Genomic DNA, 19,769 nt, shown 5'->3' with positions numbered 1-19,769 from the left:
AATAGTTTCTATAGAGTCTGTGGTTGCTTGCAACCCCATAACACCAACGCCACTGGTAATTAATAATGCCAACACTGCTATTGCCATCAGCAATGTCAGCTTGGCTTTTACGCTTAAATTTTTCATTGATAAAACTCCATGTATACCTGTTTGTACTCGCTAAAGTGGTGAGTGAATTAATGTAAAGCAGACTGCTGAGCCGCAGCAGATATAGCCTTACCATCACGTTGCATAACTAAATGAATTAACGACGATGCATCCAGAATTAATGCCACCTCACCACTGCCCAAAATAGTGGAGCCGCTGATCCCGGGTACACGTTCAAACAGAGGCCCCAGCGGCTTGATCACCGTCTGAAATTCCCCCATCAGTTCATCAACAACAAAGCCGGCTTTTAAACTGCCGTACTTGATAACAACAATATTTTCGCGCTTTGCATTACTGCCCGACTGGCAGAAATAGTCTCCCAGGCGGATAAATGGCAGCACCTCACCCCGCAGATTGATATAGCTTCTGCCGTCATGCCCAACACTGTGGTTGGCATTAAGCTCAATACATTCTTCAACGATATCAAGCGGCACCACGTAGAAAGCGTCGCCTACTTTCATCATAAAGCCGTCAATAATGGCTAATGTCAGTGGCAAGCGTATGCGTATGGTGGTGCCAACGGTGTATTCACTGTCTATTTCAACGGTACCGCGCAGCGCTTCAATATTGCGCCGCACTACATCCATGCCAACGCCACGGCCGGAAATGTTGCTGACAGCCTCGGCAGTAGAAAACCCGGCTTCAAAAATCAGTTGATTAATATCGTGTGCAGATAATTCTGCCTCAGCACTGACCAGGCCATTTGCACGGGCTTTTTGCAGGATTTTTTCCCGGTTCAGGCCACCACCGTCGTCGGAAACTTCAATCACGATAGTGCCGGATTCATGGTAAGCGTTTAGCTTTACATTGCCGGTAGCAGGTTTGTTGCGCTGCGATCTTAATGCCGGAGATTCAATACCGTGATCAATAGAATTGCGTACCAGATGCATTAACGGATCACTGATTTTTTCAATCACGGTTTTATCCAGTTCGGTATCTGCACCATCAATCTGTAAATCGATATCCTTACCCAGCTCTTTAGATACGTCCCGTACCACACGCTGAAAGCGGTTAAAAGTTTCGCCAATTTGCACCATGCGCAAGTTAAGCGCGCTTTCCCGCACCTCTTCAACCAGACGCGTCATGGTTTGCGCCGACTCCACTAAACTGGCAATACCGGCTAAGTGAGTCTCAGACTCTATACCAGCACTGGCAATAACCAGTTCGCCAATCAGGTTTATCAGGTGATCCAGTTTTTCGGCATCTACCCGCACGGTTTGCGCTTGTTTTTCTTTAGCTTTTTTCCCCTGCGCTTGCCTATGCAAAGCAGCCGTCACCACCTCAGAGCTGGCCAGGCCATCCTCTACAACAATTTCACCAATAAGGCGATGCGTACCACCCTCTTTTACCGCATTTTGCATCTGCAGCAGGTTATCCAGCTCACGTTGGGTTAAGGTGCCGCAACGCACCAGAATTTCGCCCAGCTTAAGTTCATCATTTTGGATATTGTCAATAATTTCAATGAAGTCGCTAACTTTGGCGTAGGGAGGTAAAATTTTCAGTTGGCAGTCTTCTCGCACAAACTCAAACACATCTTCTATCTGGCTTTTGCTGGCGCTACTGTGAAAGTTTATTTCATAACCGAGATAACAACTCTCTGCATCCATATCTTCAATGCCGGGCAAATCGTCGGTTACGGTTTCAATATGCACAATGTCGCCAAGTGTAGCGAGGTAGCGCAAAAACGATAGCGGGTCCATGCCGTTACGTAATACATCAGCACCGAAATACACCGAAATATGCCAGTTTTCATTGGCCATAGCGCTGTCAGATTCAATCACTGATACGCTTTGGTAGTTATCGGCATCATCAATACCCACTAACGCTGTGGCAGCCGATGTACTGTGTTCTGTATTCAGATAAGCAAACAGCGCGTCTTCCAGCGCAGCTTGCACCGGCAAATCCTCCGGCGCCATTAACACCGCCTCGCCATCGATGGAGTCAACCATCTTGCCGATATAGTCTTTGCATTGCAGCAGCAGGTTGATCAGCGGCTCATCCAGCACAAAGCTACCCGAGCGCACCTCATCTAACACACTTTCAACCACATGCGTAAAGGCAACAATATCGTCCAGGCCAAATAAACCGGCAGAGCCTTTAATGGTGTGCACAGCGCGAAAGATTGAGTTCACCGACTCGGCCGGGTCGTCGCAGTTATCAAACCCCAGCAATTTGTTTTCCATGTCTTGCAGTAACTCAGTACTTTCTGCCAGAAAGGTCTGAAATGCCTGTTCCATGTTCATGCTGATGTTCCTTTGTCTGAAGTATCCGAGGGAATAAATACCGGATCGCCGAAAAAACCAGACAAATTGCACAGCTCAATAACATCGATTACTACGCGGGTATGGCCGGTGATGTTCAAAGCAATATTACGCCGTAATGACTCCCGCTTAGCTAATATCAGCAGTTGCAACCCTGCAGTGTCGATGTCGGTTACTTCAGCTAAATTAATCTGCACCGGTGCCTGGTTATTCATTGCCAGCAACAACTGTTCTTTGTGCTGCTGCGCGGTATAAATGGTTAAATCCCCTTGCGGACAAAACATCAGGCTAGCGTTGTCTTTGCTGCGATTCATTCTGTGCGCCCTCTTATGGCTGCACGAGTTTTGAAACGGCCATCAACAGTTGTTCCGGCTTAAAGGGTTTAACCATCCAGGCTTTTGCCCCTGCAGCCTGCCCGGCGGCCTTTTTGTCGTCCGCAGATTCTGTGGTCAGCATAATAATCGGTGTAAATTTATAGGCGGGCAGCTTTTTAATTTCCTGCACCATAGTAATGCCGTCCATATTCGGCATATTAACGTCACTGACTATCAGGCTAATTTTCTGGCCTTGTAGTTTGCTAAGTGCATCCTTGCCATCACAGCCCTCAATCACGTCATAACCGGCACCTATCAGTGCGATAGACACTACCTGACGCAAAGAGGCAGAATCGTCCACAATCATAATAGTCTTTGCCATAACTGAGTTTTCTCCTTAAAAAAACACTAAGTCATCTGAACTGTCAGTGCTGCTTGTCTTGCTGGTGGATAACTGGCCATGGTTTGCCAGTTCCTCTTCTGTTGCATAAGATTTCATCAGTTCATCAAGCAAACTTGTCCAGTCAATCGGCACCAGTTTTCCTTGTTGCTGAAACAGCGCAGCGCTTTGCGCAAACGCGTCCGGAAATAACAAAATATTGTCCCGCACATGGCTGAGAATTTGGCTGACACGGTCCTGAAACTGTAAATGCACCAATGACTGCGCTATTTCAGATTTAATGCCGATGCTGGCTCCGCGTAATTCGTCGGCCGATGCATTTAAATGATCGGTAAGCAACTTAAAGTCATTGAGTACTGTGTTAATGTCCTGCTCAGCATTTTGCACACGCGACACATCCTGGCTGGCAAAGCTCTCAGCTGAAGAAAATGCACCGGAAATGGCACTGCTAATGGTATTTACTGTGTCGCTGATACGGCGCCCGGTTTCACCAGAGCGGTTAGACAATGCACGTACCTCGGCCGCCACAACAGAAAAACCACGGCCACTATCGCCAGCTCTGGCAGCTTCTATGGCAGCGTTTAGTGCCAGCAGATTGGTTTGGTCGGCAATATTGGCAACAGCTGTTGCCATGCTTTTTAAATCATCAATGTAACTTACCAGTTGCCCCACTTGTTGCAGCAGTGCATCCCGGTTACTCATGGCTTCTTTTAACGAGTGAACCATGGAATGCAGCTTTTCAGAGCTGGTATTAAGCACCTGAATAGCATTAGTATTTTCACTGTCTTCCTGGTTTGAATCAGACAGCCGCACGGTGTCTTCAAGGTTTTGCACAATAGCGTGAAAACGTCCTACCAGCTCTACAACAGATTGTTCGCTATGTGCACGGCCTGTTTCAATTTGCCGTGCCCACACGGCGGCCACATCACCTTCAACGCTATTTAAGCTGGTCAGAAACTGCCGGGCATTCTGTTCAAACTGCTGCTCTGCCTGCAGCTTAGCCTGGCTGGCGTTAACACTAACAAGTTTACTGATGCTGTTTTTCAGCAGCCAGCACATAACGCCACCGGCACACAATAAAAAACATGCCGCCAGAAAGACTAAAAAGCTCCAGCCAGCAACAATAAAAAGCACAATAATACTGATTAACGATAAATATAGCGGCAAAAGCCAAATGGCTAAGCCACTACCACCGCTGTCATTTTTCACTGCATCAACTTTAAACATAACGCTCTGCAAAGCCTTTTAATAATTGTTCTAACTGAACATAGCAGGATGCAGATTTTTCAAAGTAATAATCTGCACCATGCTTTAAACATATGGCTTCCATCTGGCTACTTTTTTGTCCGCTCAGAACAATAAGTATGACGTCCGGCAATTGTGCTCTCAGTGCCTGAATAACCATAAAGCCACTCCCCTCACGCAACCACAAATCAATGATGACAATATCTGGTTTAAGCAGACATACCTCAGTGATTGCCTGTTGCTGGCTATCAGCTTCTCCGGCAATGCGCCCGCCAATATTCTCGATACAGAGGCGAATAAGACTTCTGATATTGGGTGAATCCTCAACCAGAAAGACATTCATCACATTGCTCCTAAATTAGTAGCCATATGATGAGTTTTTTATTGAAAGATAACTATCAGCAGAGTGCTGATTTAAACTGTAGGATTCTTACCGGGGCAAGGGTAGGAAAATTCCTACCCTGAGAAAACAAGGCTATAAACTCGCAATGCTTTCCAGTGAAAGTTTATGATTTAACGCATAGCGAACAAAATCAGACGTATTGGCTAGCTTTGTTTTCTCTTTAATGCGGGTTTTATGTGTACTTATTGTTTTAACACTGATATTTAACCGGTCAGCTATTTCACAGGGGCTAAAGCCAGCAACAATAAGCAAAAATATCTGATATTCGCGATCAGATAGCAACGTATGCGGTGCCATTGACTGGACAGGTGTGTGCAGATCGTTTGCAATTAGCCGTAATACTTCGTCACTAATAAACACACCACCAGCGGCTACTTTGCGAATAGCGTCAATAAGCCGCTCAGCCGCATGATCTTTGCAGATATAACCTGAGGCACCGGCTTTAATAGTACGTAGGGCAAACATGTCTTCTTTATATGAGCTAAGCACCACCACCGGCAAACGCGGATATTCGGCTTTTATCTGCTTGATCAGCTCAACACCACTGCGCCCTGGCATCAGTAAATCTACTAATATCACATCAACCTGAGTATGGCTTAGCCGTTTTACCAGCTCGTTACCATTATCAACTTCAGCCATCAGCTGAATATCGCTGCAGCCAGCAAGCAGATATTTCAGCCCGGCTCTTACCAACGGGTGGTCGTCTGCCATTAGCACCCGAATCACGCCGTTACCTCATTGCTAAAAGGTATACAGGCCTCAATCCGGGTACCTTTGCCCTCTTTACTGCCTATAGCTATTTGCCCGCCAAGCAAGGCTACGCGCTCTCTCATACCTAACAAGCCAAAGTGTCTTTGCGGGCTCGGCTCAGAGGGCATGCCCCGGCCATCATCCTGCACTATCAGCATCAGTTCGCGGCCCAGATCGGCCAGCTGAATAGTAATATGTCTCGCCTGAGCATGGCGTGCTACATTGGTTAACGCTTCCTGTACTATACGAAACACCGCTATGCTGATTTGCTCTGTCACGGCAAAATCGCCGTCATTCGTCATACTTAGCTTGCAGCAAATACCGGTTCTGGCACTGAAACGCTGCACGTGGTGCTCTATTGCCGGCCCTAGGCCAAGAATATCCAGCATCCCGGGACGCAGGTTTTCTGAGATAGCCCGCGCAGTATTCGCCGCGTCTTCCAGCACTTCAACAATATCGTCAATGTGTTGTTCGATGTCGCAGGATTGAGCTGCAACATGGTTTTTAAGCTTGACCAAGTCAATACTGGCTACCGTGAGTGACTGCCCCAGTTCGTCATGAATTTCACGCGCTATACGGGCACGCTCTTCTTCACGTATGGTTTGCAAATGGCCGGTAAGCTGGCGTAACTGCTGCCGTGAGGCAAGCAACCCGGCTTCAGCCTGCCTGCGCAGGGCAATTTCTATTTGCAGCAACTGCGCTTGATCTGCACCGTTTATACCCTGGTGTAACTGCAAAGCGCGGATTTTAAGATGCATTTTTACTCGCGATAGCAGCTCAGTGGCATCATAGGGCTTTACAATGTAATCCACGACATGCTGCTCAAAAGCCAGTTTAATACTTTGGATATCATGCGATGCAGAAATAAAAATTACCGGTATAGCCGTGTTAAGTTTTGCTTTTAGCTGCCGACAAATGTCATATCCCGTCATTTCAGTGCTTTGTACATCAAGCAAAATTAATGCAGGGATGTCCGTTTGCAATAAGCGCCATGCCTCTTTACCGTCGCGGCACTGGCGCACATGGTAGCCATTGTCAGCCATAAGATCAGCTAATGATGCTAAAGGAGCAGGAATATCCTCAATTATAAGAATATCAAGGCAATAAGCTTTATCAGTATTTGCCATCATATAACATCTGTTTTATTTCCTTATAGTAATACCCAAAGAAGGATCCACACTGCTATGCCATTTGTGCGGTTAAAGTTAGATTGCTTATATCCATACTTTTGATCCAACATTTGCAACACTTACGTAATACTTAATATCATTTGCCTGTAAGACACATAATAATCTGAATATTGCCTAATAGGAACAAAGTGTCAAGCAAATTGCCCCTGAGGTTTTGCCAATAGGGCAAAATCAGCCGGATAATCCTCACCATGCATATTGGGCACGCCATACGAATTTTGCGTATTCAGCGCAAATTGACACAAGAACAACTGGCTCTGGAAGCGGATATTGCTACCAGCAATGTGTCTCGCATAGAAAAAGGCCAGCGCCAGCCATCCCAAAGGTTACTGGTAAAGCTGGCAACCGCGTTAAATACCACACCGTCACAGCTATACGCAGCCTGTGAACACCCGAATTTGCCAGACGGGCAACTATGCGACACAAATAAAGCCGGGCTAACAGTACAAACCAGCCAGTTATTACTGACATCTGAAGCACAAATTCTGCTTAAACTGTTCCATGAACTTAATAGCGACAACAAGGCGCTGTTACTTGAGCAATTAAAAGCATTACACCGCTGGCAACGTAAAGAGTAACGCCAGCAGCCACCACTGTTTATATCTGTTTGTTTTTTGCACAGCCCGCTCTGTATCTTTAGCCGGATTCAGGTATAATCCGCCGACTTTTTTCCGGCTACGCCAACTTTAAGAGACACTATGACAGTACAAACCTTTGACCCGACGCAAACCACCACTTTGGATACCGCAACCAAAGCCTTAGCCGAGCAAGCTAAAGCCGGTGCCGGCAAAGGTAATACTATAGGTTTCGTGTCACTGGGCTGCCCGAAAAACCTGGTCGATTCCGAGCGCATTCTTACCCAGCTAAAAAGCGAGGGCTATAACATAGTGCCAAGCTATGACGATGCCCAGTTGGTAATCGTTAACACCTGCGGTTTTATCGACTCGGCGGTGCAGGAATCGTTAGATACCATTGGCGAAGCCTTAGCCGAGAACGGCAAAGTGATTGTTACCGGCTGTCTGGGCGCGCGCGAAGATGAAATCCGTCAGGTGCACCCTAATGTACTGGGTATTACCGGCCCGCACTCTTATGAAAACGTATTAAAGCAGGTGCATGAATTTGTGCCTAAGCCTAAATATGACCCGTTTACCATGCTGGTGCCGGATCATGGCGTTAAATTAACACCTAAGCATTATGCCTATTTAAAAATTTCTGAAGGCTGTAACCACCGCTGTACCTTCTGCATTATTCCGTCAATGCGTGGTGATTTAGTCAGCCGTCCGGTTGGCGAAGTGCTGGACGAAGCACAGCGGCTGAAAAATGCCGGTGTAAAAGAGCTGCTGATTATTTCACAAGACACCAGCGCTTATGGCGTGGATGTAAAACACCGCACCGGCTTCTGGAACGGCTCACCGGTTAAAACCTCGATGCAGTCACTGTGTGAAGCACTTGGCGATATGGGTATCTGGGTACGCTTGCACTATGTTTACCCCTACCCACACGTAGATGACATTATCCCGCTGATGGCGCAGGGTAAAGTACTGCCGTATTTGGATATTCCGTTTCAGCATGCCAGCCCGCGCATATTAAAACTGATGAAACGCCCCGGCCAGGCCGATCGCGTATTAGAGCGGATTAAAAAATGGCGTGAGATCTGCCCGGAGCTAACCATCCGCTCCACCTTTATCGTCGGCTTCCCCGGTGAAACTGAAGAAGAGTTCCAGATGCTGCTTGACTGGTTACAGGAAGCGCAGTTAGATCGCGTCGGTTGCTTTAAATACAGCCCGGTAGAGGGTGCCAAAGCCAACGACTTGCCAGATCCGGTAGCAGAAGAAGTAATGGAAGACCGTTACCACCGTTTTATGCAAACCCAGCAAGCTATCAGCAGTGCCCGCTTGCAAGCTAAGATTGGCAAAACCATTAAAGTGCTGATTGATGAAGTAGACGACGAAGGCGCTATTGGCCGCAGTTTTGCCGATGCGCCGGAAATTGACGGCGCCGTGTACTTAAACGGTTTAACCAGCGTTAAACCCGGTGATGTGATTGATGCCGTGGTTGAAGAAGCCGATGAGTATGACTTATGGGCTTCGGTAGCAGAATAACAGCTTAGCAAGTTAGCTTAACGTCAAACAGGCAGCCCCGGCTGCCTGTTTGTCATGTTTACTATGCTTAATCACCAGTTCTGCTGCGCTTTTACCGCACTCCCCCATAAACACTGCAGCTGAGTGTTAAAAATATCGATATTGCCGCTGGTATAAAATATTTCTGTCGCTTTGCCTGCACCGTTATTTATTAAATCAGTGTTTAGTAAAGCAGCCTCAGTCAAGCGGCGTTGCAACTCCTTAGCTACTGCCATTTCGGTGCGGATAATGCTGACGTCAGGCCCGGCTATTTCGGCGATTGTATTTGCGACAAAATTATAATGCGTACAGCCCAACACCAGAGTGTCGGCGCCTTTATCTAACAGCGGTTGAATATAACTTTTCAGCAATACCCTCATTTGGTTGCCACTAAAATCCAACGCCTCTATTAATGGCACCAGCTCGGGGCAAGGTTGCAGCAGCACTGTTGCCTGAGTTGCAAACCGTTGTGCCAATTTAGCAAAAGACGGTGTCAGTAATGTTCTGGGGGTTGCTAATACGCCGACAACGCCTGTTTTGCTGGCAAGCACCGCTGGTTTTACGCCTGGCTCTACACCAATTACCGGCAATGCATACTGCGCCCTCAACTTTGTAATGGCAGCAGTGGTTGCCGTATTACAGGCCACAACAATAGCTTTAACACCGCAGTTAACTAAATGCTGACTAATGCTGTGCATACGCTGGTAGATATAATCGTCAGTTTTTTCGCCGTAAGGCGCGTGGCCGGTATCGGCGACATTAATAAGGCTTTCGTTGGGTAACAGCTGCCGTACCGCCAGTGCTACAGATAAACCGCCAATACCAGAGTCAAAAATGCCTATTGCTGCCTGGTTGCCAGATACTTTATTTCCCATTTAGGCAGCACTTCCTGAAAATGTTAATTGCTCTGTATCGCGCTATTAAATAGCACAGATAAATAGCGCCGATAAAAGACGGCGCGGGGGTAGCCTTGATGTAACCAGCATAAATACTATTGACCAGACAGTTGCTGAACAACCACATCTTCATCAGTAAAGTCAGTTATTCTGATGAGTATTTTGCCATCTTTTAGCTTTAGTAATGTAGGAATACTTCTGATATTAAAAGCATTAAACAACACTCCAGCGGTATCAATGCTAAAAGACAGTTGCATATTATACTGCGTAATAAAGTCCTGTAGCGCCTGCTGATCGGTCCACAAATGATTGACCACACCATGCCAGGGCTGTGCTGGCAACCGTTGCTGCAAGGCATTCAGCCCCATTTGTGCCTGCTTACATTTGCTGGCCATTTCTGGCCGGGAATCAAGTAGATACCAATCGCACCAGGTTGCTGTAAAAAACAGCAGGTGCTCACCCTGTTGCCAGGGCTGCAGTAATACCTGCTTTTGTTGGGTACTGATCACATCTGTGGTGGCATTTTGCAATTTCTGCCCTTTTGCCAGCATGCTGATAAAGCGATCCAGCTTGTCGTCTGACTCATGCGTGCTATACACCACTTTGCCATCGGTGTTGATCAGCACACTGTATGGCGTACCTGTTAGCCCTAATGCCACCCCAAGCTGGCCTTCGTTGTCCAACCATACCGGCATTGTCAGGCCGTAGCGTTTAATCACCTCAGCGATTTTAGTACTGTCTTCATTAATATTGATATTTACCGCGATAATATTCACTTTATCGGCAAACTTATGCTGCAATTTTGCAAAATGCGGCATTTGCTCCATACAGGGTTTACACCAGGTGGCCCACATTTTCAGGTACGTCGGCTTATCAGGATCCAGGCTGCCAAGCGTAACCTGATCTGCGGTATTAAATTGCTGCAGTGCTATATCGTTGTAGCTTTGAGCCTGCCCAGACAAACTGAATAACGCCGTTGTTATCAGATACAGTATTCTTACCAACATATTCACCTCAATTAGACCTGATTTTGTCAGACACACATCGCTTTTTGGCACGGTACTTCGTGGCTTAGTGTAGTCAGTTACCCCCTATTGAAAAGATACAAAAAGGCAAAAAACAGATAGGACATCAAGTAGTAAGCCAAAACGTGCAGGCACTTCGGCCACAAACTAAGCTAAACCATACTCGCACTAATGCTACATTGGGTTTTCACGCACCATGCACCTGTGGATCTGCAAATAATTTGCTACAGAGACAAAAAATTCATCCGCTGTTGTAATTTTTTTTCGGGCAAATCGATTTAAAATCCTGTATATTGTCGCACTATTTTCAAACCCTAGCTTATTGAGATTACTATGTCAGCAGATTTATCCTTATACAGAAACATTGGTATCTTCGCCCACGTTGATGCCGGCAAAACCACTACTACCGAGCGTATCCTGAAACTGACCGGTAAGATCCATAAGTTAGGTGAAGTTCACGAAGGTGAATCAACAACTGACTTTATGGAACAGGAAGCTGAGCGCGGTATTACTATCCAGTCAGCAGCAGTAAGCTGTTTCTGGAAAGGCTACCGTTTCAACGTTATCGATACCCCGGGCCACGTTGACTTCACTGTTGAAGTTTACCGTTCACTGAAAGTATTAGATGGCGGTGTAGGTGTATTCTGTGGTTCTGGCGGTGTTGAGCCTCAGTCAGAAACCAACTGGCGTTATGCTAACGATGCTGAAGTATCACGTCTGATCTTCGTTAACAAACTGGACCGTATCGGTGCTGACTTTATCCGCGTTACCGAGCAGGTGAAGAAAGTTCTGGGTGCAAACCCACTGATCATGGTGTTACCAATCGGCCGTGAAGACACTTTCAAAGGTGTGGTTGACCTGTTAACGCAAAAAGCTTACATCTGGGATGAAACAGGCTTACCAGAAAACTACACTATCACTGACGTACCTGCCGATATGGCCGATGACGTGGAAATGTACCGTCAACAGCTGATCGAAACAGCAGTAGAGCAAGACGACGACCTGTTGATGGCGTACATGGAAGGCGAAGAGCCTTCAATCGAAGACATCAAACGTTGTATCCGTAAAGGCTGTCGCGACCTGGCATTCTTCCCAACTTACTGTGGTTCAGCCTTTAAAAACAAAGGTATGCAATTACTGTTAGATGCGGTTGTTGATTATCTGCCAAGCCCGACTGAAGTTGTACCACAGCCACTGACTGACGAAGAAGGTAACGAAACCGGCCAGCACGCTATTGTTTCTGCTGACGAGCCATTCCGCGCCTTAGCGTTCAAGATCATGGATGACCGTTTCGGCGCCCTGACTTTCGTGCGTATCTACTCTGGTGTACTGAACAAGGGTGACACCATCCTGAACTCTTTCACCGGTAAAACTGAGCGTATCGGCCGTATGGTTGAAATGCAGGCTAACGACCGTACCGATTTGACTACTGCTCAGGCAGGTGACATCATTGCTTTAGTGGGTATGAAAAATAACACCCAGACTGGTCACACTCTGTGTGATCCTAAGCACCCTTGTACACTGGAACCAATGGTATTCCCAGAGCCGGTAATCTCTATCTCTGTTACGCCAAAAGACAAAGGTTCAGTGGAAAAAATGGGTATCGCTATCGGTAAAATGGTTGCTGAAGATCCAACTTTCCGTGTTGAAACTGATATCGACTCAGGTGAAACCATCCTTAAAGGTATGGGCGAACTGCACTTAGATATCAAAGTAGATATCTTAAAGCGTACTTATGGTGTTGAGTTAGTTGTAGGCCAACCACAGGTTGCTTACCGCGAAACCATTACCCGCGAAATCGAAGACAGCTACACCCATAAGAAGCAATCTGGTGGTTCAGGTCAGTACGGTAAAATCGACTACCGCATTCGTCCGGGCGAGCAAAACTCTGGCTTCAAGTTTACCTCTACTGTTGTAGGTGGTAGCGTGCCAAAAGAGTTTATGCCTGCTATCGAAAAAGGTTTTGAGTCTATGATGTCAACCGGTACTCTGGCTGGCTTCCCGGTGTTAGACGTTGAAGTTGAAGTATTCGACGGTGGTTTCCACGCTGTTGACTCATCAGCTATCGCGTTCGAAATCGCTGCCAAAGGCGCTTTCCGTCAAACCATGCCAAAAGCTGGCGCTCAACTGCTTGAGCCAATCATGAAAGTTGACGTGTTTACACCAGAAGATCACGTAGGTGATGTTATCGGTGACTTAAACCGTCGTCGCGGTATGATCTCTGGTCAGGAAGCTGGTGTAACTGGCGTACGTATCAAAGCTGACGTACCACTGTCAGAAATGTTCGGTTACATCAGTACTCTGCGTACTATGACATCTGGCCGTGGTCAGTTCTCTATGGAGTTCTCGCACTACTCACCGTGCCCGACTAACGTAGCAGACACTGTTATCGCCAAAGAAAAAGAAAAGAAAGCTGCCGCTGCTAAAAACTAAGCAGTAAGCAGGTTGTAAAAAGCCCCGCGGTGCAAACCAGCGGGGCTTTTTTTATCGGCTTTGCAGAAGTAGCGGTATTTAATGCGCCGCTAAGCTCAGAGCTTTCTCAGCCAGATATTACGAAAGCTAACCTTATCACCATGGTCTTGTAATTTCAGCGGCAGACAACCATGGGCTTTTATCTGAGGCTGGCCTATCCATTCGGTGGTACCGGTAATTTCAGTATGATTCTGCACTAACACGCCGTTGTGCAACACGGTAACATAGCCCGGCGATACACGTTTTTCAGCATCAAACCGCGGCGCGGTGTAAATAATATCGTAATGCTGCCAGTCGCCTGTTGGTCGGGTAGCATTAACCAACGGTATGGTTTGTTTATATACGGCACCAGCCTGACCATTTGGGTAGGTTTTATTCTGGTACGAATCTAAAATCTGAATTTCATACATTTCCTGCAAAAAAATGCCGCTGTTATTGCGCAGCTGGCCTTCTTTATCCATCCGATCATTGCCGGCACGCCACTCCAGATGCAGCTGAACATCGCAAAATGACGCTTTAGTGCGGATATCGCCTGTACCCGGCTTTACCGTTAATACGCCGTCTGCCATAGTCCACTGCGCTTTAGCACCGGTATTAACCGATTGCCACTGCGATAAGTATTGATCTAAAAGCTGTATTGCATCTGACGGCGCCTGGCCTTCGGCTGCGGCAACAACAGGCGGCACCGGTGTCCAGACTTCCGTTTTAGCGGCTAATGCATGGCGCTGTGCATCAGTCAGTTTGCTGATATCCGTATCTGCAACAGCAGCTGTGCTTAAAGACAACGCTGCGCCAATCAGTAAATAATTCATCATTAATACCTTAAAAAAGGCGGCCGCAGCCGCCTGTTAAATACAAACAAAATGGTTCAGGTCGCCCAGCCACGGTCGCCTTTTTTATACGGCAGATTACCATCATAGCGGCCCGGAATAGCAACATAACGCAGCACTTCAGTAGCGCCCACTTTAGAGGTGAAAAACACCATCAGCGTTAGCTGTTTTATCAGGGTAAAATAATGCGGTAACGGGTTGGCTATAGCCTGCTTGGCCTGCTGATCCAGTGCTGACAGTAACTCATGCTTTTGCGCGGCGGTCAGTTGCATAAAGTCTTTGTCAAACTGTTGTTTGGCTAAGGCTTTAATTGTTTTTAAGCCATCAAAAAATACCGTCTGGTATTTCAGCTCATAGCAATCTGCTACCATCACCGCCATCATGGCACCGCAAGCTGCATCTTTCGCCCCCGGCGTAGTGGTTTTTGGCAATATGGTTTCGGCAATTTCATCCATAAAAGCAATATCAGCCTGATTAAACAGCGCTTTACCGGCATCTGCTGATTTGAGCCCCGCTGCCCATAAATCACCACCTACCAGCGCCATACCGGTGGCTGCTGCAATCATTTTTAACACATCACGCCTGTCCATATTACAGCTCTCCTTTTTTCAGTGCGTCTACGGCGTAAGCCGCTGCACGGGCCGTTAGCGCCATATAGGTTAACGACGGATTGACACAGGAGGCTGACGTCATACAGGCGCCATCCGTGATAAACACATTGGGCGCATCCCATACCTGGTTAAAGCCATTTAATACCGACGTTTTGGCATCCCGCCCCATCCGGGCGGTGCCCATTTCATGAATACCTTTACCCGGATGGCATTCTCCGTTAAAGCCTCTGACGTTTTTAGCCCCGCCCGCTTCCAGAATATCTATGCCATCCTGCATCATATCTTTACGCATGTTAATTTCGTTGGCTTTAAGCTCTGCGTCCATCGCCAATACGGGTAAGCCCCATTTATCTTTAACTGTGCGGTCTAACGAAATTTTATTACTGTGATCCGGCAATATTTCACCAAAGCCACTCATACCAATAGTCCAGGGGCCCGGCTCTGCCAGCGCATTTTTTAAATCGGCACCAATGCCTACCTCTGCCACGTTGCGTTGCCAGCCCTGGCGGCTTGCCGCGCCCTGATAACCAAAACCACGTAAATAGTCGCGTTTATCATCGCCCCAGTTACGAAAACGCGGAATATAAAAACCGGTAGGGCGACGGCCAAAATAGTATTTGTCGTCAAAGCCCTCAACTTCACCAAAGGCACCGGCATTTAAGTGGTGGTCCATCACATTGTGGCCCAGCTCACCGCTGCTGCTGCCCAAACCATCCTGCCAGATATCGGTGGCGGAATTCATCAACACCCAGGTTGAGTTAAAAGCAGAAGCGTTTAAAAACACTATTTTGCTGGTAAATTCATAGGTCTGATTAGTTTCGCTGTCCAGCACCTCAACACCACGGGCGCGTTTTTTATCTTTGTCGTACAACACCTGGGTAACAATAGAAAACGGCCGCACGGTTAAATTGCCGGTTTTCAGCGCCACAGGCAACGTAGATGACTGAGTACTGAAATAAGCGCCAAAAGGACAGCCCAACCAGCATTTATTGCGGTATTGGCAATTGACCCGGTTTTGCTCAGGTTTGGGCTGGGAAATATTAGCGGTGCGGCCACAGATCAGATGCCGGCTGCCACCAAAGGCTTTTTTCAAGCGTGCGGCTACCGTCTGCTCTACCACATTTAATTCAAAGGCTGGCAGGTACTGGCCATCCGGCAATACATCCAGGCCATCACGGTTGCCGGAAATACCGGCGAAACGTTCAACATAGTCATACCAGGGCGCAATATCGGCATAGCGGATTGGCCAGTCCACCGCTATGCCTTCGCGTAAATTGGCTTCAAAATCAACTTCATTTAAACGGTAACTTTGGCGGCCCCATAGCAAAGATCGGCCGCCCATCTGGTAACCGCGGAACCAGTCAAAGCGTTTTTTCTCCACATAGGGCGAATCCTGATCGCTGGCCCACATGCCGTAGGTGCTTTCATTTAGCGGGTAATCCCGCAGCAGCACCGGATGCAGTGCTTTCATTTTTTCGGTTGGTCTGTCGCGGTGTGGAAAGTCCCACGCTTCTTTATGCGCATTGGTATAGCCTTTGATATGTTCAATATCCCGGCCACGTTCTAACAATAATACTTTCAGGCCTTTTTCGGTCAGCTCTTTAGCAGCCCAGCCGCCGCTGATGCCGGAACCGACCACTATGGCGTCGTAATGATTTTGCGCAACTGTCATGCTGTTGCCCCCTGTTGAAACCTTATGCCCTGATAAACTTCAGCTGTAAGGTTCTATTTTCATTATAATTGGCAAAACGGTCTGGCCGTTTTGTCCCGATTTAAACGTCACAAATACGAATGGCCTGCGCCAGTGCCTGTGCTCGGCCGGCTTTGCTTTTGGCTGTGGGTATAAATTCCTGCGCCAGATAGCCGGTAAAGCCGGTGTCGCGAATCGCTTTGGCTATCGCGGCATAGTTCAGCTCCTGCGTATCATCAATTTCATGCCGGCCCGGCACGCCGGCGGTGTGATAGTGGCCGAAATACTGATGGTTGTTGTTAATAGTGCGGATAATGTCACCTTCCATAATCTGCATATGGTAAATGTCGTACAACAGCTTAAAATTCTCTGAGTTCAGCCGTTTACACAATTCGATAGCCCAGGCTGAACTATCTGCCAGATAATCAGGGTGATCAACTTTGCTGTTAAACAGCTCCATTTGCAGCACTACCCCGCGTTTTTCCGCCTGTGGCAGTATTTGTTTTAACCCCTGTACGGCGTTTTGCAGCGCGGTTTCTCTGTCCATGCCACGGGCATTACCACTAAAACAGATCAGGTTTTTATAGCCGGCCTCTGCCACTAAATCTATATGTTTTACGTAACGTGTTATCAGCTGTGAATGAAACTTCGGATCCGACCAGCCGTCTTCCAGATTAAGCTCAGCGCCGTTACACATAGAGCTGTCAACGCCATGCTTTTTTAATACCGGCCAATCTTGCGGCCCAACTAAATCTATCGCAGTAAAGCCTAACGATTTAACCAGCAGACACAGCTCTTCGATAGCTAAATCACCGTAAGTCCAGCGGCTGACAGAATGGCGGATATTACCTTTAAGCGCGCTGTTAACGGGCACAGCCTGCACAGCACCACTAAATAACAAACCTGAACCCAAAACCGAAGCGCCGAGTGCACCGGTGGCCAGTTGTTTTAACAGTTCACGGCGGGGTAATTGCTGCTTCATGGCGCTTATCCTCTGCTTAACGCGGCTTGGCTGATTTTTTTGCAGGCTGTGGTCAGAATCAGCCCCTGATGCAAAATTAAAGCACGACCAAAATGTAACGGATTACATTTTGTTTAGTCAATACAAAATCCGCTATTCACCGCAAATATTGCACTTTATTTGCGCAACACCGGAAAAGCTCCCACCAAAAAAGAGCAAAAGCACTAAAAGTGTCCGTTATTTTTTTACTGGTATTGCCTTCACTTTTATAACAAATTGCCTTATAAATGATATCGGTTACATCAATATAGCCTGGCAGGCATTCCCAAAGGGATAGGTGCACATAGTTAAATATCCAGATAAGATCAGGGATACATTAATAAGATGAACATTATCCATGTCCAATATTCGTGATGTAGCACAATTGGCCGGAGTATCGGTGGCCACAGTGTCCCGTGCTTTGCAGCAGCCCGATTTAGTATCATTAAAAACCCGCACTAAAGTGCTGGCTGCAGTAAAACAGGTCGGTTACAAACCTAATCTGATGGCGGTACGCTTTCGCTCAGGTAAAACCCATCATCTGGTGGTGCTGGTGCCTACCGTTGCTAATGTGTTTTTTGCCCGGGTGATCAGCGGTATGCAACAGGCCGCACACGACAAAGGTTATTCATTGCTATTGTGTAACACCTTAGCAGATGAAACCATGGAGCAAAGCTACGCCCGCATGGTACATACCTCGCAAGCAGACGGGCTTATTCAACTGCGGGCCCATAACCCTTTTGCTCAGCTGGAAATGAAAACCGGCAGCGTCTTGCCCATGGTAAACGCCTGTGAAGTGCTCGACCGTATTGCCTGCCCTACAGTGTTGCTGGATAACAGAGCTGCAGCCTGCGCGATGACAGAACATTTACTGGAGCTTGGCCATAAGCGTATTGCCATGATCAAAGGCCCTGCCCGCAGCCCGCTCACCCGTGACAGGGTAGCCGGCTATCGTGATGCATTAGACGCCGCCGGCGTCGCCTTTGATGAAAGCCTGTTGTACCCCGGCGACTTTACGTTGCAATCGGGTCATCAGGCGGCCACTGAATTACTGGCATTAGCTAACCCACCTACAGCCCTGTTTTGTGAAAACGATGAAATGGCCATAGGCGCCATACAAGCTGTGAAACAACAAGGCTTAAAGCTGCCGCAAGATATTTCGGTGGCAGGTTTTGATGATATTTCTTTTGCCGCTTTTGCCGATCCGCCGCTAACCACCATAGCTCAGCCCGCAGAGGAGTTTGGCAGTACGGCAGTCAATTTACTTATTGATTTACTCGAAGGGCGTTTAACTAAAGCGCCTAAAGTTATTTTACCTTTTGAGCTTATTCAGCGCGCCAGTACAGGCCCTGCTCCGGCAGTATCAGACTGACGTAAACCAGAGCAGGAGCATATGATGGCAGACGACAATTCGACCTTTAGGCAACAGCCGCAAATGCCGGACAAGCAAAAGCGACAATTTTTGCAACTCGGCGCCCTGAGTTTAGGTGTAGCAGGTTTAGGTATGGCCGGTTTAGGTTTAACGTCGTTGCCGTTAGCCGCAACCACCACAACCGCTAAAGTTGTACCTGGTTTGCAGCTTTATACACTGCGCGATCTGATGGCGCAAAGTGTCGCCGATACGTTAAAGCTGGTAGCGGGTGTGGGTTACACCCAGGTAGAATTTGCCGGTTATTTTGATCAGACTGCCAGGCAGTTAAAAAATATTATCGACAGTGAAGGCCTGAGTGCACCGTCATGCCATCAGCCGTTAGAAGCGCTGCAACAAAATCTGGATGGCGTGATTGAACAAGCTCTGGTAATGGGCCACCAGTACCTGGTTTTGCCTTACCTGTATGAAGCACAACGTCAGACGTTGGATCAATACAAAGCCCTGGCCGTTTTTCTAAACCAGGCAGGCGAACGCATAAAAGCGGCGGGCCTGCAGCTGGCCTATCACAATCATGAGTTTGAATTTATTACATTGTCCGGCGCCATGCCTTACGATGTGCTGCTTAATGAAACCGACAGCAACTTAGTGCAAATGGAGCTGGATTTATACTGGGTGATCAAAGCCGGGCTGAACCCGCTGGATTACATCGCCAAGCACCCTGGCCGCTTCCCGCTGTGGCATGTGAAAGATATGGACAACGCCGGTGATTTTGCAGATGTAGGCAAAGGCGTTATTGATTTTAAGCCTATTTTTGCCAAAGCCAGCCAGGCGGGTTTAAAGCATGCCTATGTTGAGCGCGATCACACAGACAACAAAATTGAAACCATACGCCAGGGTTTTAGCAGTTTAAGTTCGTTATTGACCTGAACCTTTGCTTTGCAGCCCGTAATCCGCACCCCAGGGTACTGCAACTTAAGATACTATAAGCCCCGCCGTTACAAACCGGCGGGGCTTTTTTATCTGCACTTTTTATCTAGATCATG

The 19,769-nt window shown here is 47.5% G+C and carries 18 protein-coding genes; 5 read left to right on the top strand and 13 right to left on the bottom strand.

Annotated features, from left to right (window positions below):
* Window positions 1–176 precede the first annotated feature (176 nt).
* The 7 genes from AR688_RS07085 to AR688_RS07055 all read right to left on the bottom strand — a co-directional run bounded on the left by AR688_RS07085 (window position 177) and on the right by AR688_RS07055 (window position 6,650).
* Entirely contained in the window at window positions 177–2,390 is a 2,214-nt protein-coding gene (locus AR688_RS07085; RefSeq protein ID WP_068230972.1) for a chemotaxis protein CheA, read from the bottom strand.
* A complete protein-coding gene (locus tag AR688_RS07080; protein ID WP_156420223.1) occupies window positions 2,387–2,722 on the bottom strand; it encodes an STAS domain-containing protein in 336 nt (111 codons plus the stop codon). Before AR688_RS07080 ends, AR688_RS07085 begins: the two co-directional genes overlap by 4 nt.
* Window positions 2,723–2,735: 13 nt before the next feature.
* Window positions 2,736–3,104, bottom strand: coding sequence for a response regulator (locus AR688_RS07075; RefSeq protein ID WP_068230971.1), 369 nt, complete (start codon window positions 3,102–3,104; stop codon window positions 2,736–2,738).
* A gap of 15 nt (window positions 3,105–3,119) precedes the next feature.
* Complete coding sequence (locus tag AR688_RS20600) at window positions 3,120–4,349, bottom strand: methyl-accepting chemotaxis protein (RefSeq protein WP_068230970.1); 1,230 nt, start codon at window positions 4,347–4,349, stop codon at window positions 3,120–3,122.
* Entirely contained in the window at window positions 4,342–4,710 is a 369-nt protein-coding gene (locus AR688_RS07065; RefSeq protein ID WP_068230969.1) for a response regulator, read from the bottom strand. The genes AR688_RS20600 and AR688_RS07065 overlap by 8 nt, the downstream gene beginning before the upstream one ends.
* Window positions 4,711–4,842: 132 nt before the next feature.
* Window positions 4,843–5,496 (bottom strand): response regulator transcription factor, encoded by a 654-nt coding sequence (locus tag AR688_RS07060; protein WP_068230968.1) that lies wholly within the window; start codon window positions 5,494–5,496, stop codon window positions 4,843–4,845.
* On the bottom strand, window positions 5,493–6,650 hold the full coding sequence (locus AR688_RS07055; protein ID WP_068230967.1) for an ATP-binding response regulator: 1,158 nt from the start codon (window positions 6,648–6,650) through the stop codon (window positions 5,493–5,495). Before AR688_RS07055 ends, AR688_RS07060 begins: the two co-directional genes overlap by 4 nt.
* Before the next feature lie 251 nt (window positions 6,651–6,901).
* Here AR688_RS07055 and AR688_RS07050 point away from each other — a divergent pair, with 251 nt between their 5' ends.
* Together AR688_RS07050 and rimO are read left to right on the top strand one after the other, a co-directional pair.
* Window positions 6,902–7,288: a helix-turn-helix domain-containing protein gene (locus AR688_RS07050; RefSeq protein ID WP_068230966.1), complete on the top strand. Its 387-nt coding sequence runs from the start codon at window positions 6,902–6,904 to the stop codon at window positions 7,286–7,288.
* Between the two features lie 120 nt (window positions 7,289–7,408).
* Window positions 7,409–8,812, top strand: coding sequence for a 30S ribosomal protein S12 methylthiotransferase RimO (gene rimO, locus AR688_RS07045; RefSeq protein WP_068230965.1), 1,404 nt, complete (start codon window positions 7,409–7,411; stop codon window positions 8,810–8,812).
* A gap of 71 nt (window positions 8,813–8,883) precedes the next feature.
* Here rimO and murI read toward each other — a convergent pair whose 3' ends face one another.
* Together murI and AR688_RS07035 are read right to left on the bottom strand one after the other, a co-directional pair.
* Window positions 8,884–9,705: a glutamate racemase gene (murI, locus tag AR688_RS07040; RefSeq protein ID WP_068230962.1), complete on the bottom strand. Its 822-nt coding sequence runs from the start codon at window positions 9,703–9,705 to the stop codon at window positions 8,884–8,886.
* 116 nt (window positions 9,706–9,821) lie between these two features.
* Window positions 9,822–10,733: a TlpA family protein disulfide reductase gene (locus AR688_RS07035; RefSeq protein WP_068230960.1), complete on the bottom strand. Its 912-nt coding sequence runs from the start codon at window positions 10,731–10,733 to the stop codon at window positions 9,822–9,824.
* Window positions 10,734–11,078: 345 nt separating this feature from the next.
* Between AR688_RS07035 and fusA the strand changes: the two genes are divergently transcribed.
* Window positions 11,079–13,184 (top strand): elongation factor G, encoded by a 2,106-nt coding sequence (gene fusA / locus AR688_RS07030; RefSeq protein WP_442965987.1) that lies wholly within the window; start codon window positions 11,079–11,081, stop codon window positions 13,182–13,184.
* Window positions 13,185–13,279: 95 nt separating this feature from the next.
* Here fusA and AR688_RS07025 read toward each other — a convergent pair whose 3' ends face one another.
* From AR688_RS07025 to AR688_RS07010, 4 genes are all read right to left on the bottom strand, one after another.
* Window positions 13,280–14,035: a 3-keto-disaccharide hydrolase gene (locus AR688_RS07025; RefSeq protein WP_068230954.1), complete on the bottom strand. Its 756-nt coding sequence runs from the start codon at window positions 14,033–14,035 to the stop codon at window positions 13,280–13,282.
* 56 nt (window positions 14,036–14,091) lie between these two features.
* Window positions 14,092–14,643 (bottom strand): gluconate 2-dehydrogenase subunit 3 family protein, encoded by a 552-nt coding sequence (locus AR688_RS07020; protein ID WP_068230951.1) that lies wholly within the window; start codon window positions 14,641–14,643, stop codon window positions 14,092–14,094.
* A 1-nt stretch (window position 14,644) separates the two neighbouring features.
* Window positions 14,645–16,336, bottom strand: coding sequence for a GMC oxidoreductase (locus AR688_RS07015; RefSeq protein WP_068230949.1), 1,692 nt, complete (start codon window positions 16,334–16,336; stop codon window positions 14,645–14,647).
* A 100-nt stretch (window positions 16,337–16,436) separates the two neighbouring features.
* Window positions 16,437–17,336: a hydroxypyruvate isomerase family protein gene (locus tag AR688_RS07010; RefSeq protein WP_068230946.1), complete on the bottom strand. Its 900-nt coding sequence runs from the start codon at window positions 17,334–17,336 to the stop codon at window positions 16,437–16,439.
* A 376-nt stretch (window positions 17,337–17,712) separates the two neighbouring features.
* On the opposite strand from AR688_RS07010, the gene AR688_RS07005 reads away from it, so the two are divergent.
* Both AR688_RS07005 and AR688_RS07000 read left to right on the top strand, forming a co-directional pair.
* A complete protein-coding gene (locus AR688_RS07005; protein WP_068230944.1) occupies window positions 17,713–18,726 on the top strand; it encodes a LacI family DNA-binding transcriptional regulator in 1,014 nt (337 codons plus the stop codon).
* Between the two features lie 24 nt (window positions 18,727–18,750).
* Window positions 18,751–19,653 (top strand): sugar phosphate isomerase/epimerase family protein, encoded by a 903-nt coding sequence (locus AR688_RS07000; protein WP_068230940.1) that lies wholly within the window; start codon window positions 18,751–18,753, stop codon window positions 19,651–19,653.
* Window positions 19,654–19,769: the final 116 nt, after the last annotated feature.

The organism is Rheinheimera sp. EpRS3, assembly GCF_001513785.1.
Lineage (GTDB): Bacteria > Pseudomonadota > Gammaproteobacteria > Enterobacterales > Alteromonadaceae > Alishewanella.
The sequence above is the reverse complement of the archived record's forward strand: the minus strand, read 5'-3'. Positions and strand labels throughout refer to the sequence as shown.